Annotated in this window: 3 protein-coding genes; 1 reads left to right on the forward strand and 2 read right to left on the reverse strand. The window is 70.8% G+C overall.

The window, feature by feature from the left end:
• Nucleotides 1-23: 23 nt before the first annotated feature.
• Complete coding sequence (locus ON37_RS33755) at nucleotides 24-16,592, reverse strand: SDR family NAD(P)-dependent oxidoreductase (protein WP_051031806.1); 16,569 nt, start codon at nucleotides 16,590-16,592, stop codon at nucleotides 24-26.
• A 793-nt stretch (nucleotides 16,593-17,385) separates the two neighbouring features.
• Here ON37_RS33755 and ON37_RS34740 point away from each other — a divergent pair.
• On the forward strand, nucleotides 17,386-17,460 hold the full coding sequence (locus ON37_RS34740) for a 50S ribosomal protein bL37 (protein ID WP_373282057.1): 75 nt from the start codon (nucleotides 17,386-17,388) through the stop codon (nucleotides 17,458-17,460).
• 156 nt (nucleotides 17,461-17,616) lie between these two features.
• Here the strand turns inward: ON37_RS34740 and rsrA are convergent, their stop codons facing one another.
• A complete protein-coding gene (rsrA, locus tag ON37_RS19675) occupies nucleotides 17,617-17,883 on the reverse strand; it encodes a mycothiol system anti-sigma-R factor (RefSeq protein ID WP_040721323.1) in 267 nt (88 codons plus the stop codon).
• Between the last annotated feature and the right edge of the window lie 17 nt (nucleotides 17,884-17,900).

A 17,900-nucleotide genomic window follows, 5' to 3' on the forward strand; every position in this document is an offset into this window, starting at 1 on the left:
GCTGCCGTCCCGCCGGTCCGCCGTCACAGCTCGGCCAGCCACTGCCGGATCTCGGCGGCGGCGCGGGCCGATGCGGTGCCGATGATCGAGAAGTGATCGGCGTCGATCTCGACCGTGGCGCCGGTGTGCAGCCAGGCCGGTACCGGCTCGGCGAGATCCACGCCGGGCAACCGCCGGGTGGCCCGCAGATCGAGAGTCGGCGCGGTGATCGGCGCCCGGCCGCGCTGGTCGAACAGTTCGGCGTACTTCGCCATCGCGACCAGGCCGTGATCGCCGATCTCGGTGACACCGTCGGCCAGGTCGATCACCGATTCGACGGCGCTGATCAGAACGCGCCGATTCGCCTCGAACTCGTCCGGGCAGTAGGTGTCGAGCAGGACGACCGCCGCGGGCGTCGCCCCGGTCCGCTCGAGCCGATGCGCCACCGCGTGCGCGATCGCGCCGCCCGCCGAATAGCCGACGAGCACGACCTCGTCACCGGCGGCGCCGGCGGCCGCGGCCAGCTGGTCGATCAGCACATCCCAGGTCGCCGGCAGCGCCTCGCCGGGTACGGTGCCCGGCAGCCGCAGTGCGGTGATCGGGCCGTCCGTGCCGAGTTCCCGTGCCAGCCCGGCGAATTGGTGCGGTCCGGTGCCCACGACGAAGGACGGGACGCATACCAGCGCGGGCCCGCCGGTGCCGCGGCGCAACGGTATCGGGGACGCGAGCGGGGCGTCGGCGACCGTCTCGAAGGTTTCCACCAGGCCCGCGCTCGCGAGCAGCATCGGTATCGCGTCCTCGACCCGGCCCCGCCGGTGGGCCGCGAGGACCAACTCGGTCAGCCCGCCGCGAACTCCCGTCGCGGTCGGCGCCGCCGGGCGGACTTCCGCCACGACGTCGGCCACCGGCGCCGGACTCGGCGGGGAATTCGGACCGGAATCCGATTCGGCGGCAATCATTTCCGCGACGCGGGTTCCCAAGTAGGCGGCCAATTCGGCCGCCGTCGGGTAGTCGAAGACCAGCGTGGACGGGAGGGTGAGCCCGGTGGCCCGGGCGAGCCGGTTGCGGAACTCCACGCCGGCCAGGGAGTCGAATCCCAGTTCGGTGAACGGCGCGTGCGGATCGATGCGATCACCGGAGCCGTGCCCGAGGCTGGCGGCGACGTGGTCGCGCACCGCCGCGAGCACGAGATCCGCGCGTTCCGCTTCCGCCGCCACCGACAGTTGCTGTGCCAGGGTGCGGGTGGCCGCACGGCGTGGGCCGGCCGGAACCAGGGCGCTCAGTACCGCGGGAAGCGTGCCCGCCCGGGCGCGCGCCGCCAGCGCGGCGGTATCGAATCGCACCGCCAGGGTGGTGGGCGCATCCCCGGCGATCGCGGTGTCGAACAGCGGCATCGCATGATCCGCGTCGAGGGGCACCATCCCCTCGCGGCGCAGGCGCGCCAGCTCCGCGGCGGTCAGGGTGCTGGTCATCCCGGTGTCGGCGCTCCACGTCCCCCAGGCCAGTGCGGTGGCGGGCAGGCCGTCGTGCCGGCGCCGCTCGGCGAGCGCGTCCAGGAACGCATTCGCCGCGGCGTAATTCGCCTGTCCGGGACTGCCCACCGTTCCCGCGAACGAGGAATAGAGGACGAACATCGACAGCGGCATCGCCGCGGTCGCCTCGTGCAGGTGCCACGCCGCATCCACCTTGGGGCGCAACACTGTCGCCAGGCGCTGCGGGGTCATGCCCGCCAGCAATCCGTCGTCCAGCACACCCGCGGCATGGACGACACCGGTCAGCGGATGCTCGGGCGGGATGGTCGCCAGCACCGCGTCCAGCGCCTGCCGGTCGCCGACGTCACACGCGACGACCTCGACCTGCGCCCCGAGTGCCGACAGGTCGGCCACCAACTCCCGGACGCCGGGTGCGTCCGCACCGCGGCGACCGATCAGCAGCAGCCGGCGAATCCCGTAGGCCACCACCAGATGCCGGGCGATGAGCGCGCCCAGTCCGCCGGTGCCGCCGGTGATCAGGACCGTCCCCGCAGGGTCCGGTCGCGCCGCGGCGGTTGCGGTCCGCGCGGGCGCGGGAACCACGCGCGGGACGTGCACGGCGCCGTCGCGCCAGGCCAGCTGGGGTTCGCCCGCAACGGCCAGCGACGCCGCGACGGCCGGGTGGTGATCCTGGCCGCGGGCCACATCGACCACCGTGACGCGGCCCGGGTATTCGTGCGCCGCGCTCCGCACCAGGCCCGCCGTGGCGGCCGCGACGAGGTCCACCGGCGGTCCGGATTCGACGGCCGCCGCGCATTCCGTGACGACGACGACCCGGTCGTAGCGGGACAGCAGGTCGGGAAGCTCGGCCGCCAATCGGGTGAGGCGGTCGAGCACCGCGGCCGGCGGCCGCTCGGTCTCCGGCGCGGCCACGGGGCCGAGCACCGCAACCTTTTCCCCGGCGACGGCCACCGTTTCCACGGCGCCGGCCGTCGACCACATCACGGAATCGGCGTCCGGCGGCGAGGCGAGCCGAACCCAGTCGATCCGATAGCCGGGGCGGCCGGCCCGAGTGTCGCGCAGCGTGTCGATCGGGATCGGACGCATCGTCAGCGCACCGATCGTCACCACGGGCTGATCGTGAATATCGGTGAGTTGCACGGTGACTCGTCGACTGTCGGCCCCGGCGTCCGCCGCGGCGGGCTCGACCCGGACCCGGACCGCATCGGCGCCCACCGCGTGCAGCTCGACGTTCTCCCACGAGTAGGGAACGAAGATCTCGTCGGCGCCCGGGTCGCGACCGGTGTCGACGAACCGGATCGCGTGCAGCGCCGCGTCCAGCAGCGCCGGATGAATGCCGAAGCGGTCGGCCGAAACATGGTCGTTCTCCGGCAGATTCACCTCGGCGAAGACGGCGTCGGCACCGGTCCACACCGCGGTGAGCCCGCGGAACAGCGGGCCGTGACCGTATCCGTGCGCGGACAACTCGGCGTACATCGCGTCGATGTCGACGGGCCTCGTGTCCGCCGGTGGCCAGGCCGCCACGGTGGCCACCGGCGCCGTGGCGCCTCCGGCTGTCAGTGTCCCGGTCGCGTGCCTGCTCCACTCGGCGTCCGGGTCGCCGCCGCGGCGCGAATACACCGCGAGGGCCCGCGTTCCGGCGGCATCCGGTCCCTCGGCGACGACCCGCAGGTCCACCGCGGCGTCGCCGGGGATCACCAGGGGTGTGGTGACGATCAACTCGCCGAGTCGCGGGGTACCGGCCAGTGCCCCGAGGTGCAGAGCCAGGTCGGTGAAGGCGGTGCCGGGCAGCACCACCGCGCCGCCGATCATGTGGTCGCCCAACCAGGGATGGCTGCGCAGGGACAGGCTGCCGGTCCCGATCACGGCATCGGATCCGGGCAGCCGGACCGACGCGCTCAGCAGCGGATGGTCGACCTCGTCCAGACCGGAGTGCTGCGGTCCGGCGGTGCGGGGCGCGACGGGAAGCCAGTAGCTCTCGTGCTGGAAGGCGTAGGTGGGCAGGGGAATTCGCCTAGCCGACCGATACCCGGGCAGTCCGTTCCAGTCCACCGCGATCCCCGCGATATGGGCCTGCGCCAATGCCGCGACGAGGTGTACGGGGGCCGAACCGCTGCGACGGCCGGTGGCGACAGTCACCCGGTTCGGATCGGGGTCGTCGTCGAGGCAGCGGCGAGTCAGCGCCGTCAGCACCGCATCCGGTCCGATCTCGATGAATCGTCCGACGCCGCTGTCGCGCATCGTCGCTATCGCGTCGGCGAACCGCACGGTTCCGCGCATCTGCGCAACCCAATAGTCGGGATCGGTGAATCGCGCACCGATCGCACCGTCCAGGTTGGACACGATCGGCAGCAGTGGCTCCCGATACTCGACTCGGCTCGCGGCCGAACGGAATTCGTCCAGCACCGGATCCAGCCGGGCCGAGTGGAAGGCGTGGCTCACCGACAGTCGCGATGTCTTGTGGCCACGCTCGGACAGCATGCGCTGTACCTCGTCGACCGCGTCGGCGTCCCCGGAAAGGACGACCGAATCGGGGGCGTTGACCGCCGCGATCGTCAAGCGGGTACCGAATTCGGTGAGGAGTCGCTCGGCGTCGGCCTCCGACACACCCACCGCCACCATCGCACCACCCGACGGCAACCCACCCATCAACCGACCCCGAACCGCCACCACACCACACCCATCCACCAACGACCACACCCCCGCCACACACGCCGCCACCAACTCCCCCACCGAATGACCCACCAACACATCCCCCACCACACCGAACGACTCCAACAACCGCACCAACGCCACCTCGAACGCAAACAACGCCGGCTGCGTCACCTCCGTCCGATCCAACAAACCCCCACCCACCACACCGAACATCACATCCCGCAACCCCACCCCCACCGGCAAACCCAACAACCCATCGAAAACCCCACACACCTCATCCAACGCCTCCGCAAACACCGGAAACGCCTCATACAACCCAGCACCCATCCCCACCCACTGCGCACCCTGACCCGAAAACAACAACCCCACCCGACCCGAAACCACACCGCCGCTCAACGCATTCGGCGTCGTGCGGCCCTCGGCCAGGTCGCCCAGGGCGGTCAGCAGTTCGTGCCGATCGCGGCCGACGACAGCGGCGCGATGCTCCAGATGCGCACGGGTCTCGACCAGAGACCGGGCGATATCCGCCGGATCGGCATCGGGCCGGTCGGCCACCCAGTCGCGTAGCCGCCGCGCCTGCGCACGCAGGCCCGCCTCGGATTTCGCCGACAGCACCCAGGCGAGGGCGGGAGCCGGTTCCGTTGTGCGAACCGGCTTCTCGACCGCCGGCGCCTCTTCCACGATCACGTGGGCGTTGGTGCCGCTGATCCCGAAGGAGGACACGCCGGCCCGTCGTACCCGGGCGCCGGCCGGCCAGGGCCGCGCCTCGGTCAGCAGTTCCACCGCTCCCGCCGACCAATCGACGTGCGGCGACGGCGTGCCCACATGCAGGGTCGCGGGCAGCACCTGGTGCCGCAGCGCCTGCACCATCTTGATCACCCCACCGACCCCGGACGCCGCCACCGAATGTCCGATATTCGACTTCAGCGAGCCGATCCGCACCGGCTCGGTGCGGCCCTGGCCGTAGGTGGCGATCAGCGCCTGCGCCTCGATCGGATCACCCAGCGGCGTGCCGGTGCCGTGCGCTTCGACCGCGTCGATATCGGCGGGTTCCAGTCCGGCGGCGGCCAGGGCCGCGTTGATCACCCGCTCCTGCGAGGGACCGTTGGGTGCGGTGAGCCCGTTCGAGGCGCCGTCGGAGTTCACCGCGCTGCCGCGCAGGACCGCCAGGACCTCGTGCCCACGCCGACGGGCGTCCGAAAGCCGTTCCAGGACGAGGACTCCCACTCCTTCCGACCAGCCGACCCCGTCGGCGTCGGCGGAGAACGATTTGCAGCGCCCATCCGCCGCCAGCCCCCGCTGGCGGGCGAAGTCCACGTACAGTTCCGGACTGCCGGAGACCGACACACCACCGGTCAGCGCCAGATCGGTCTCGCCGTTGCGCAGGGCCTGACAGGCCAGGTGCAGGGCGACCAACGACGACGAGCAGGCGGTGTCCACGGTCATCGCGGGCCCCTGCAGGCCCAGCACATAGGCGACGCGGCCCGAGGTCACACTGTCGGAGTTACCGGTCATCCGGAAACCCTCGTAGCGGCCGGTCACCCGTTCCGCGTAGCCGGACGGCGTAGCGCCGACGAAGATCCCGGTTCCGCTGCCTCGCAGCGAGGTCGGATCTATGCCCGCGCTCTCCAATGCCTCCCAGCAGGATTCGAGCATCAGGCGCTGCTGCGGGTCCATCGCCACCGCTTCGCGCGGGCTGATCCCGAAGAATCCGGGATCGAAAGCTCCGGCGTCGGCCAGGAATCCGCCTTCCCGCACATAGGTGGTACCGGGTTTGTCGGGGTCCGGATCGATCAACCGGTCGAGATCCCAGCCGCGGTCGGTGGGGAACGGCGCGATGGCGTCCGTCCCGGCCGCCACCAGGTCCCACAGCTGCTCCGGCGAGCTCACCCCACCCGGATAGCGGCAGCTCATCCCGACCACCGCGATCGGTTCGTCGACGCGGGCCCGGCGCGGGGCCCGCGCGGCGACGGCGGGGCGCGGCGCATCCGCGAGGCGAGACAGCAGATAGGCCGCCACCGCGCTCGCCGTCGGGTGGTCGAACACCAGCGTCGCGGGCAGCGTCATCCCGGTGGCCTTGGCCAGGCGGTTGCGGAACTCGACCCCGGCGAGCGAGTCGAAACCCAGCTCGGTGAAAGCGGTTTCGGGATCGACAGCGGTCGGCGACGAATGCCCGAGAACCGCGGCGGCGGCCTCGCGGACGAGGGCCAGCGCGACCTCCGGCTGCTCTTGCGGTGTGGCCGCGGCGAGCCGGCCGGTCGCGGTGCCCGCCGGGGTCGCGGCGGTCGCGGTCGTCGCGATCAGCGAACTCAGTACCTTCGGCAACGCGCCCGCCTCGGCCTGTTCGGCCAAACCGGTGGTGTCGAAATCGGCGGCGACGACGAGTTCGGCGTCGGCCCGCACCGCCGCGTCGAACAGCGACAGGCCGATCCGCTCGTCCAGCGCCCGGAAACCCAAGCGGCGCAACCGGTCCAGGCCAGCCGCACCGAGTTCGCCCGTCATGCCGTGGCTGGCCTGCCACGGCCCCCACGCCACCGAGACGCCGGGCAGGCCCTGCCCACGCCGCATCCGCACGACGGCGTCGGCGAAGGCGTTGGCCGCGGCGTAGTTGCTCTGGCCGGGCGCCCCGGCCAGACCGGCCACCGACGAGAAGACGATCAACGCGGCGCCGTTCGCGGCGCTCGCCCGATGCAGCGCCCAGGTGCCGTCGACCTTCGGCCGCAGCACCCGATCCAGTTGCTCGGCCGACAGGGTTTCCACGGTGCCGTCCTCGGCCACGCCCGCCGCGTGCACGATCGCCGACAGCGGCCGGTCCGCCGGAAGGGCGGCGACGAGTTCGGCGACCGCCGCCGCATCGCTCACATCGCACGCCGCCACCTCGGCGTCGGCGCCCAGGGCGGACAGCTGCGCGACCAGCTCGGCCACCCCGGCACCGGCCCGTCCACGCCGGGATACCAGCAGCAACCGGCGCACCCCGTATTCGGCGGCCAGATGCCGGGCGACCAGTGCGCCGAGTCCGGCGGTACCGCCGGTGACGAGCACCGTTCCCGCCTGCCAGGGCACGGCCGGGTCGCCGGTGCGCGCCGGAGCGGTCGTCCGGCGGACCCGAGCCGCGAACAACCCACCCGCCCGCAGCGCCAGCTGCGGTTCCGCCGTGGCGATCGCGCGGAAAACCGTTGCGGCGTCGCACTCCTCGTCGCTGTCGAGCAGCACGATCCGGCCCGGATGTTCGGCCTGGGCGCTGCGGACCAGACCCGCCACCGCCGCCGCGACGGGATCGCAGCTCTCCCCCGGCCCCCAGCCGTTGCGGGTCGCCACCACCAGCCGCGCATCCGCGGTCTCGGGTGCGGTCAGCCATGAACGCAGGAGGTCGAGGGCGGCGGCCACGGTATGCCGGCCGTGCTCGGCGACAGCTTCCGGATCGTCGGCGTCCGCCGGCCCGACAGCGTCGCCGGCCACCCAGACCGCGGTGTCGCCCGCGGTGATCTCGGCCGGTTCCGTTATCCGCCGATCGATTCCACGCACGGTGCCGTCGCCCAGCACGACGCACGGCGTCGGTTCGCCCGCCGCCGCGCCGCCGGCCGCCCGGATCCACTCCACGTGGTGCAGCGGCACGGTCGCCACCCCCGCGCGCACCCGTTCCACCGTTCGCCGCTCGACCGGATGAACCTCGATCGTGGCGGCGCTCAGCACCGGCGCACCGGACTCGTCGACCACATCGAGCCGGATCCGGTTGTCGCCCAGCATGATCGCCCGCGCCCGCACCGATCCCGACCCGGCCCGCGTCAGGCGCAGTTCGTGGAACGACACCGGCAGCGGAACCCGGCCGGCGGGCAGCTCGTCCATGACGAAATCGAGCGCCGGATGCAGGCAGGCGTCGAACAGCGCCGGATGAATCCCGAAACCGCTCGCCTGCGCCGAGGCGTCCGCATCCAACGACACCTCGGCGAACACCTCGTCGCCGCGCCGCCACAGCGCACGCATACCGCGGAAGGACGGCCCGTAGGCCATGCCCAGGCCGGCCACCCGCCGGTACACCGTGGTCACGTCGAGCGGTTCGGCGTCCTCCGGCGGCCACAGCCGATCCCAGCCGACCTCGGCCGAGTCGCCGGGAGCGGCGGACAGCGTTCCGGTCGCGTGCGCCACCCAGTCCGCGCCGGTGTCGCGGCCCGCCGGCCGCGAATAGATCGTGAACTCCCGCCCGCGCTCGGCATCGGCGGCCGCGACCGCGACCTGCAGCTCGACCTCGCTCTCGCCCAGCACCAGCGGGATGTCGAACGATGCCCGGTCCACCACCGGCAGGCCGAGCCGGGCACCGATCGCCGAGGCCAGCTCAAGATGCGCGGTGGCCGGCACCACCGGAGTCCCGAACACCGGATGGTCGGCGACCCAGCTGTGCCGGTCGGCCGACACGCTGCCGGTGAACAGCCATTCGTCGGTGCCCGCCACCGGCACGGCGGCCCGGAGCACCGGATGGTCGAGCCCGCCCATCGGCGCCCGGTTCGCGGTCAGCCAGTAGCGGCGACGCTGGAAGGCATAGGTGGGCAACGGGATTCGAGTCGGCGCCCGGCCGGCGAACAGCGGCTCCCAGTTCACCTCGATCCCGGCGACCTCCGCCTCGGCGAGCAGGGTGACCAGACGGCGGACCTCGTCGGCATCGCGGCGCGACGCCGCCGCGATCATCGATCGCGACTCGATCTCGGGGGGCAGGCACTGCCGGGTCATCGCGGTCAGCACCGCGTCGGGTCCCACCTCGACGAAGCGCCGGACGCCCATGTCCACCAGCGTCTGCACGCTGGGCGCGTAACGCACCGTGTCCCGGATATGTCCCGCCCAGTACAGGGAATCGGAGAACGCGTCACCGCCCGGGACGGCGAAGACGTTCGAAATTACCGGCAGCAGGGTGCTGCCGTAGGTCAGCCCGGCCGCGAATGCCTCGAATTCCGGCAGGATCGGGTCCATCAGCGGCGAGTGGAAGGCATGGCTGACCCGCAGTCGCGAGGTTTTCACCCCGTCCGCGCGCAGCCTGGTCTCCAGCTCGGCGATCGCCTCCTCGACACCGGAAAGCACCACGGCCGCAGGGCCGTTCACGGCCGCGAGGGCTACCCGGCCGCGGTACTCGGTGAGGAGTCGGTCGGCGTCGGCCTCCGACACACCCACCGCCACCATCGCACCACCCGACGGCAACCCACCCATCAACCGACCCCGAACCGCCACCACACCACACCCATCCACCAACGACCACACCCCCGCCACACACGCCGCCACCAACTCCCCCACCGAATGACCCACCAACACATCCCCCACCACACCGAACGACTCCAACAACCGCACCAACGCCACCTCGAACGCAAACAACGCCGGCTGCGTCACCTCCGTCCGATCCAACAAACCCCCACCCACCACACCGAACATCACATCCCGCAACCCCACCCCCACCGGCAAACCCAACAACCCATCGAAAACCCCACACACCTCATCCAACGCCTCCGCAAACACCGGAAACGCCTCATACAACCCAGCACCCATCCCCACCCACTGCGCACCCTGACCCGAAAACAACAACCCCACCCGACCCGAAACCACACCGCCTTCGACGGTTGTCGGGCCGGACTTCCCGGACGCGATATCGGCCAGACCGGCCAGCATCGTCTCCCGGTCGGCCGCCACCACCACGGCCCGCCGCTCGAATCGGGTGCGGGTGGTGAGCAGCGAATAGGCGACATCCACCGGCTCCAGATCCGGTCGTTCGGCCAGCCAGTCGTGCAGCCGCGCGGCCTGAGCACGCAGTCCCGCTTCGGTTTTGGCCGACAGCAGCACCGGAAGCAGACCGTCCGCGACGGGTGCTCCAACGGTCTCCCCGGAGGCGGCGCGCCCGGGCCGGGCCGGAGCCTCTTCCAGGATGACGTGCGCGTTGGTGCCGCTGATTCCGAAGGCGGACACACCCGCCCGCCGCACCCGTTCCGGCGATGCCGGCCACGGGCGGTCCTCGGTGAGCAGCCGCACCGCGCCGGCCGACCAATCCACATGCGGCGACGGCGCATCCACGTGCAGCGTCCGCGGCAGCGTCTCGTGCCGCAGCGCCTCCACCATCTTGATCACGCCACCCACGCCGGCCGCCGCCTGTGCATGGCCGATATTCGACTTCAACGAACCGACCCACAGCGCGTCGGCGCGGTCCTGCCCGTAGGTGGCGATCAGCGCCTGCGCCTCGATCGGATCACCGAGCGGAGTGCCCGTGCCGTGAGCTTCGACCGCATCCACATCCCCCGGCGCCAACCCCGCACTCGCCAACGCCGCCGCAATCACCCGCTCCTGCGACGGACCATTCGGCGCCGTCAAACCATTCGACGCACCATCCTGATTGACAGCACTCCCCCGCACCACCGCCAACACCTCATGACCCAACCGCCGCGCATCCGACAACCGCTCCAACACCAACACACCCACACCCTCGGCCCACCCCACCCCATCCGCGGAGCCCGAGAACGCCTTGCATCGTCCGTCCCGGGACAGCCCGCGCTGGCGGGAGAACTCCACGAACATGAACGGCGTCGACATCACCTGGGCGCCACCGGCCAGCACCAGCGACGTCTCGCCCTGACGCAGCGCCTGGCAGGCCAGATGAATGGCCACCAGCGACGACGAACAGGCCGTATCGACGGTGACCGCCGGGCCTTCCAGCCCGAGGGTGTAGGCCACCCGACCCGACAGCACGCTGCTGGTCGACCCGGTGCCGACATATCCCTCGGCGGCCGCGCCCGCGGCCTTGGCGATCTCCTCGTAGTCCTGATAAGAGACGCCGGTGAACACGGCGGTGTCGCTGCCCCGCAACGACGTCGGATCGATCCCCGCCGACTCCAACGCCTCCCACGACGCCTCCAACAACAACCGCTGCTGCGGATCCATCGCCGCCGCCTCCCGCGGCCCGATCCCGAAGAACCCCGCATCGAAATCACCGACGCCGGACAGGAATCCACCACGGTCCAGGTAGGACGTGCCCGAATGCGAGGGGTCCGGATGGAACAGCGCATCCAGGTCCCAGCCGCGATCACGCGGAAACTCCCCGATGGCATCGGTGCCCGCGGCCACCAGCTGCCACAACTCCTGCGGCGAACCGACGCCACCGGGATACCGGCAGCTCATCCCGACGATCGCGATCGGCTCATCGGTGCGGACGCGCCGGGCGGCGCGGACCGGACGCTGCGCGGCGCCGGCCACCCGCTCGCGCACCAGTGCCGCGACCGCCGCCGCGGTGGGGTGATCGAAGACCAGAGTCGAGGGCAACTGCACGCCTGTGGCGCGGCTGAGCCGGTTCCGGAATTCCACGCCCGCAAGGGAATCGAAGCCCAGATCGCTGAACGGTGCGGTGGGATCGACGGCCTCGCCCGAGACGTGCCCGAGCACACCGGCCACCTGTTCCCGCACGAGGTCGAGCACGATCGCCGCATGCTCGGTCTCGGGTGCCTGGGCCAATCGCCGCGCCAGCGTCGCGTCCGCGCCCTGAGACCGGCGCACGGGCACCGACACCAGCGATCGCAGCAGGCTCGGCAGGGTGCCCTCGCGGGCTTGTACGGCAAGGGCTTCGTGGTCGAATTCGGTGGCGACCACGGCCGCCGCCGGCGCGGCGAGCGCGCGGTCGAACAAGGCCAGACCGTCGGCCGTCGCCAGCGGACGAATCCCCAGCCGGTTCAGGCGCGCCATCGCGGCGGCATCCAAACCGCTGGTCATCCCGCCGCCCTGATGCCACGAGCCCCAAGCGATCGACACCGCCGGCAGCCCTTCGGCGCGGCGGCGCACCGCCAGCGCGTCGAGGAAGGCATTCGCGGCGGCGTAGTTGCCCTGCCCCGCGGTCGCCGCCACGCCCGCGATCGAGGAGAACAGCACGAAGGCGGACAGATTCGCGCCTCGCGTCGCCTCGTGCAGATACCACGCGGCGTCCGCCTTCGCGGACAGCACCCGCGAAACCTGTTCGTCGGACAGGGTTTCGATGGTTCCGTCATCGAGGACACCCGCCGAGTGGATCACCGCCTCCGGCGTGAAGTCCGCCGGTAGGCCGGCCAGCATCGACGTCAGGGCGTGCCGGTCCCCGACATCGCACGCCTCCACTCGCACCCACGCACCGGCCGCGGTCAGCTCCGCGACCAATTCCGAGCAGCCCGCGGCACGTTCACCGCGCCGCGACACCAGCACCAGGCGGCGCACACCGTGCGCGGCCACGAGATGACGGGCCACCTCCGCGCCCAGGCCACCGGTGCCACCGGTGATCAGCACCGCGCCGGCGCCGAAAACCGCCGGATCGCCCGTGGCAACGCCGGTTTTACGCAATCGGGGCACCAGCAGCGCGCCACCCCGCGAAACCAGTTGCGGTTCATCCGTGGCCGCGGCCGCGGCCACGGTGGCGAACGCCAACTCCGCTGGACCGTCGATTTCGTCGTCCAGCAGAATGATTCGCCCCGGAGCTTCGGCCTGCGCGCTCCTGACCAGACCCTGGACGGCTGCTGCCGGGAGGTCGGGCACTTCGGCGCCGACGCCGACCGCGCCGCGGGTGGCGACCACCAAACGCGTATCGCTCCACCGGGTCTCGGACTGCCACGCCCGCAGCAACCGGAGCGCGGACCGGACCCACGCCTCGGTGCGAGCCGGAATGTCACCGTCCGGCTCGCCCGCAGGCGACCAGACGACGAGCCGCGGCGGCTTCCGGCCGTCGAGCAACTCGTCCAGCTCACCGGCGGTGTCGACACCCGTGATGCGGGCACCGCCGAGGGCCGCGACCTCGCTCACGTCGATGCCGTGGTCGGCCGGCGCACCCAGTGCGACCCACTCGAGCTCGGACAGCGTCGCGCGCCGCAGCGCACCGGTGTCCAGTGCCCCGGCCGCCATCGGCCGGATCGTCAGCGATTCGAGATCCAGCACCGGGGCGCCCGATTCGTCGGCGATGGCCACCCGGATCCGTCCCGCACCGAGCCGTTCGAGCCGGACCCGGGCAGCACGCGCCCCGGGTCGATGCAGACGGATACCGGTGAAGGAGAACGGCAGCGGCACCCGGCCCGCCGGTATATCCGCCGCGAGCTCGGTGATTCCCGCGTGGAACGCGGCGTCGAGCAGGGCGGGGTGAATTCCGAAACCGGCTGAGACGGCTCCGGTTTCGCCGGTGTCCGGCAACTCCGACAACTCGGCCGACACCGCGCCGCCGTCACGCCAGGCGGCGCCGACGCGCTGGAATACGGGACCGTAGGCCAGCCCCAGCTCGGCGAGCCGGTCGTAGAGTTCGTCGACCGACACGGGCTCCGCCTCGGCCGGCGGCCACGGGCCGTCGAAATCCGCATCCGGCCCGGCGTCCGGCACCGGGGCGAGGACCCCGTGCGCGTGCGAAACCCACTCGGCCGGTGCGGTATCCGCCGTGAGTGGTCGCGAATAGATCGCGAATCGACGGCGACCGTCGTCGTCGGCTGGGTCGGCCACGAGCTGGAGCTCGATCGGCTCCTCGGTGATCGGCAGGGGCGACTGCAGGAGCAATTCTTCGATGAAACCGGCGCCGATCCGCTCGCCGGCGGTCAACGCCAGGTCCACGAAGGCGGCCCCGGGCAGCAGAACCGACCCGAAGACGGCGTGATCGTTGAGCCACGGTTGGGCCTGCACCGACACCCGGCCGGTGAACAGCCGTTCGTCGCGGCCCGCGGGCGACACCACCCCGGTCAGGATCGGATGATCCGATCCACCGGCCCCTTCCCGGGCCAGCGGTTCCAGCCAATACCGTTGCCGCTGAAAGGCGTAGGTGGGCAACGCGACTCGGTCGCAATCACGGCCGCGGTACAGCGGTCGCCAGTCGACGTTCACACCCGCCACATGGAGCTGCGTCAGCGCGGACAGGTATCGGCCGACCTCGTCGCCGCTGCGCCGGGCGGTGGCCACCACCACGTGTTCCGCTTCGGGCTCGGGTGATTCGGCCAGGCACTGCCGGGTCATCGCCGCGAGGACGGCATCGGGGCCGACCTCGACGAAGGTCCGCACCCCACTGCCGGCCAACGTCTCGATCCCCGGTGCGAAGCGCACGCCCTCACGCACCTGCCGCACCCAGTACTCGGGATCGGTGAGTTCGGCACCGGCCTCGGTGCCCAGGACATCGGAGACGATCGGAACCGTCGGTGCGTGGTAGGTGAGACGCCGTGCGACAGCGCGGAATTCGTCCAGCATGGGATCCATGTGCGCCGAGTGGAACGCATGGCTGACCCGCAGCCGCGAGGTCTTGACACCCTCGTCGGACAGCCGCTGCGCGATCGTGTCGATCGCCGCCGTGTCACCGGAGAAGACGACCGCGGCCGGACCGTTCACCGCCGCGATCGAAATCCGGTCATCGGCCGCGGCGAGGAGCTCGAGGGCGCGTCGCTCCCCGATCGCCGCCGCGAGCATGGCGCCGCCCGCCGGCAGCGCACCCATCAGCCGGCCGCGCGCGGCCACCAGCGCACAGGCATCCGCCAACGACCACACCCCGGCGACGTACGCCGCGACCAGCTCACCGATCGAATGGCCGACCAGCACATCGGCGCGCACCCCGAAGGATTCCAGGAGCCGGAACAGGGCCACCTCGAAGGCGAACAACGCCGGTTGGGTCCATTCCGTGCGGTCCAGGTGTCCATCCGTGCCGTTCAGGACGTCACGGAGGTGACCGTCGAGATGCCGGTCCAGCTCGGCGCACACCTCGGACAGGGCCGCGTCGAAAACCGGGAAGGCCGCGGCGAGTTCGGCGCCCATCCGCACCCGTTGCGCCCCCTGTCCGGTGAACAGGAATGCCGTCTTCCCGGTACCCGCTCGCCCCACCGCGGTACCCGGCGCCGACCGACCGGATGCCAGTTCGTCCAGTCCGGCCAGCAGTTCGTTGTGGTCCCGGCCGACGACCGCGCCGCGGTGGCCGAGCTGGGCCCGGTGTTCGGTGAGCGTCGCCGCCACCCGCCACAGATCCACCTCCGGGTGGTCGGCCAGCCAGCGCCGCAGTCGCGCCGCCTGGGCGCGCAGCGCATCATCGGTCTTCGCCGAGATGAGCAGCGGCGCGACCGCCACCCCGGTGGCGGGCTCCGAATCCTCGGCGGCCCGCGGGGCGGGTTGCGGCGCCTCCTCCAGGATCAGGTGGGCGTTGGTCCCGCTGATCCCGAAGGAGGACACACCTGCCCGGCGCACCCGCTCGCTCGCCGGCCAGTGCTGCTCCTGCGTCAGCAAGCGGACCGCGCCGGCCGACCAATCCACATGCGGCGACGGCGCGTCCACGTGCAGCGTCCGCGGCAGCGTCTCGTGCCGCAGCGCCTCCACCATCTTGATCACACCGGCCACACCGGCCGCCGCCTGCGCATGGCCGATATTCGACTTCAACGAACCCAGCAGCAGGGGCTGCGCCCGGTTGTGCCCATACGCGGCGATCAGCGCCTGGGCCTCGATCGGATCCCCCAGTGTGGTCCCGGTGCCGTGGGCTTCGACCGCATCCACATCCCCCGGCGCCAACCCCGCACTCGCCAACGCCGCCGCAATCACCCGCTCCTGCGACGGACCATTCGGCGCCGTCAAACCATTCGACGCACCATCCTGATTGACAGCACTCCCCCGCACCACCGCCAACACCTCATGACCCAACCGCCGCGCATCCGACAACCGCTCCAACACCAACACACCCACACCCTCGGCCCACCCCACCCCATCCGCGGAGCCCGAGAAGGATTTGCACCGGCCGTCGGGCGAGAGCCCGCGCTGGCGGGAGAACTCCACGAACAGGAAGGGCGTCGACATCACGGTGACGCCGCCGGCCAAGACCAGCGACGTCTCCCCGCGGCGCAAGGCCTGACAGGCCAGATGGATGGCCACCAGCGACGACGAACAGGCCGTATCCACGGAAATCGCGGGACCCTCCAGCCCCAGCGAGTAGGCGACCCGGCCCGACACGACACTGCCGGTGGACCCGACTCCCGCATAGCCCTCGGCGATCGGGCCCGCCGCCCGGGCGGTGTGTTCGTAGTCCTCGTACATGACACCCGCGAAAACGCCGGTGTCGGTGCCGCGCAACGACGTCGGATCTATCCCCGCCGACTCCAACGCCTCCCACGACGCCTCCAACAACAACCGCTGCTGCGGATCCATCGCCGCCGCCTCCCGCGGCCCGATCCCGAAGAACCCCGCATCGAAATCACCCGCGCCGTGCAGGAACCCGCCGGCCCGGGTATAGACCTTCCCGAATCGGTCCGGGTCGGGATCGTAGAGATTGTCGAGATCCCACCCACGGTCACGCGGGAAGTCACCGACGGCGTCGGTCCCGGAGGCGACCAGTTCCCACAGCTGCTCCGGCGACTCGACCCCACCGGGATACCGGCAGCTCATCCCGACGATCGCGATCGGCTCGTCCTGCTTCTCCCGCAACCGCGTCAGGTCGTCGCGGGTCGTCATGAGCTCGACCGTGACCTTCTTCAGGTACTCCATCATGCGGTCGGACGAACCACCGGCGCTTGTGTCCACGTCTCACATCCAGTTTTCGGGGTTGACAAACAGACCCGGCACCCAGATGCGGTGCGGGTTGAACGAGTGGTCGGCATATGTTCACGACCACGGCAAAGACAGGATTATCGGTGAATCCGGTTCGGTCGTATTCGACCTGAACAGGGCCATTACGCGAATGAACGGAATGCGCGCAAGATCAGAAAAGATATGCCGGGCAATTCGGTATATGGAAGTTTGCCCGCACGTCACCGATTCGCCCGATTGGCGTTACTTTTCACCCATACGTCGAGTAGACGGACAGCCACGGCGCCGGCGCGTCGACCGCCACGCACAGAACGTACCCCTGTTCCCCCTGTTGAAAGGACGAAATCATCGCTCACCCAAAATCTCTCATCGCCAAACAACAGTCGCAGGACGAGTGTCCAGATTGCGCTGAGGGTTAGCCTGCCAGTCGAATCGAATTCCCGCAACCGTTGACGGAATTCTTCACGACGACTTCTCCGGTGCGCCACAATCCGGATACGCACTTCGCATAAACCGGGGCCATACCATTATTGCGCAAATGTTCACAATTACTATCGCCAGCACAGGGAATAGCCGGCCCGGGTGACGATCGCGACACACCGGTCCGTCACCTGGAGCTCGATCCAAGTTCAGGTGGAACGTCACCCACCAGCCGATTGCCGGGCACGAGCCGGGCGCATGTAACCTTTTCTCCCAGGAACTCGCACCACTGGCGGGTTCACCCCAGCCTGGTGTGGTCAGAAGGGAGATACCGATGGGTAAGCGTGGGCGTAAGAAGCGCAGCCGCCGTAAGAGCGCGGCCAACCACGGCAAGCGGCCGAACTCCTGAGCCGTCGCGCCGTGCGCTCGGGGTCCGCGTGACGGACCCGGAGCACAGCCGATAAGACGACGAATGCGGCACGCCATCCTGCGATGGCGTGCCGCATTCGTCGTTCGAAGCGCAGGCAACCGACCGGCCGCGGTGGCCGGGTGCGGACCGCGCTGTTCAGGATTCGCGTTCGACCCGGGTTTCGGTGACCGTGATCGAGCGGCGGATATCGAGCGTGAGCCGCTCCCGCAGCGATTCCGGGGCACGATCCCCGCCGCATTTGCGACTCAGCAACCGCTTGAGCTTCTCCTCCAGCCCGTACTGCTCGATACACGGTGAGCAGTGGTCCATGTGGTGCTGCAATCGCGCCCGCGTGGCCTCGTCGCACTCACCGTCGAGCATCAGCCAGACATCGGTGAGAACCGCCGAACAGTCCAGTTCCATCTCGTCCCCGGCGGACC

Source organism: Nocardia veterana NBRC 100344 (assembly GCF_000308855.1).
Taxonomy (GTDB): domain Bacteria; phylum Actinomycetota; class Actinomycetes; order Mycobacteriales; family Mycobacteriaceae; genus Nocardia; species Nocardia veterana.

What these genes read in the sequence shown, in the direction of transcription:
- ON37_RS33755 (WP_051031806.1), bottom strand. Translation starts at nt 16,592, where the DNA reads ATGATGGAGTACCTGAAGAAGGTCACGGTCGAGCTCATGACGACCCGC.
- rsrA (WP_040721323.1), bottom strand. Translation starts at nt 17,883, where the DNA reads ATGGAACTGGACTGTTCGGCGGTTCTCACCGATGTCTGGCTGATGCTC.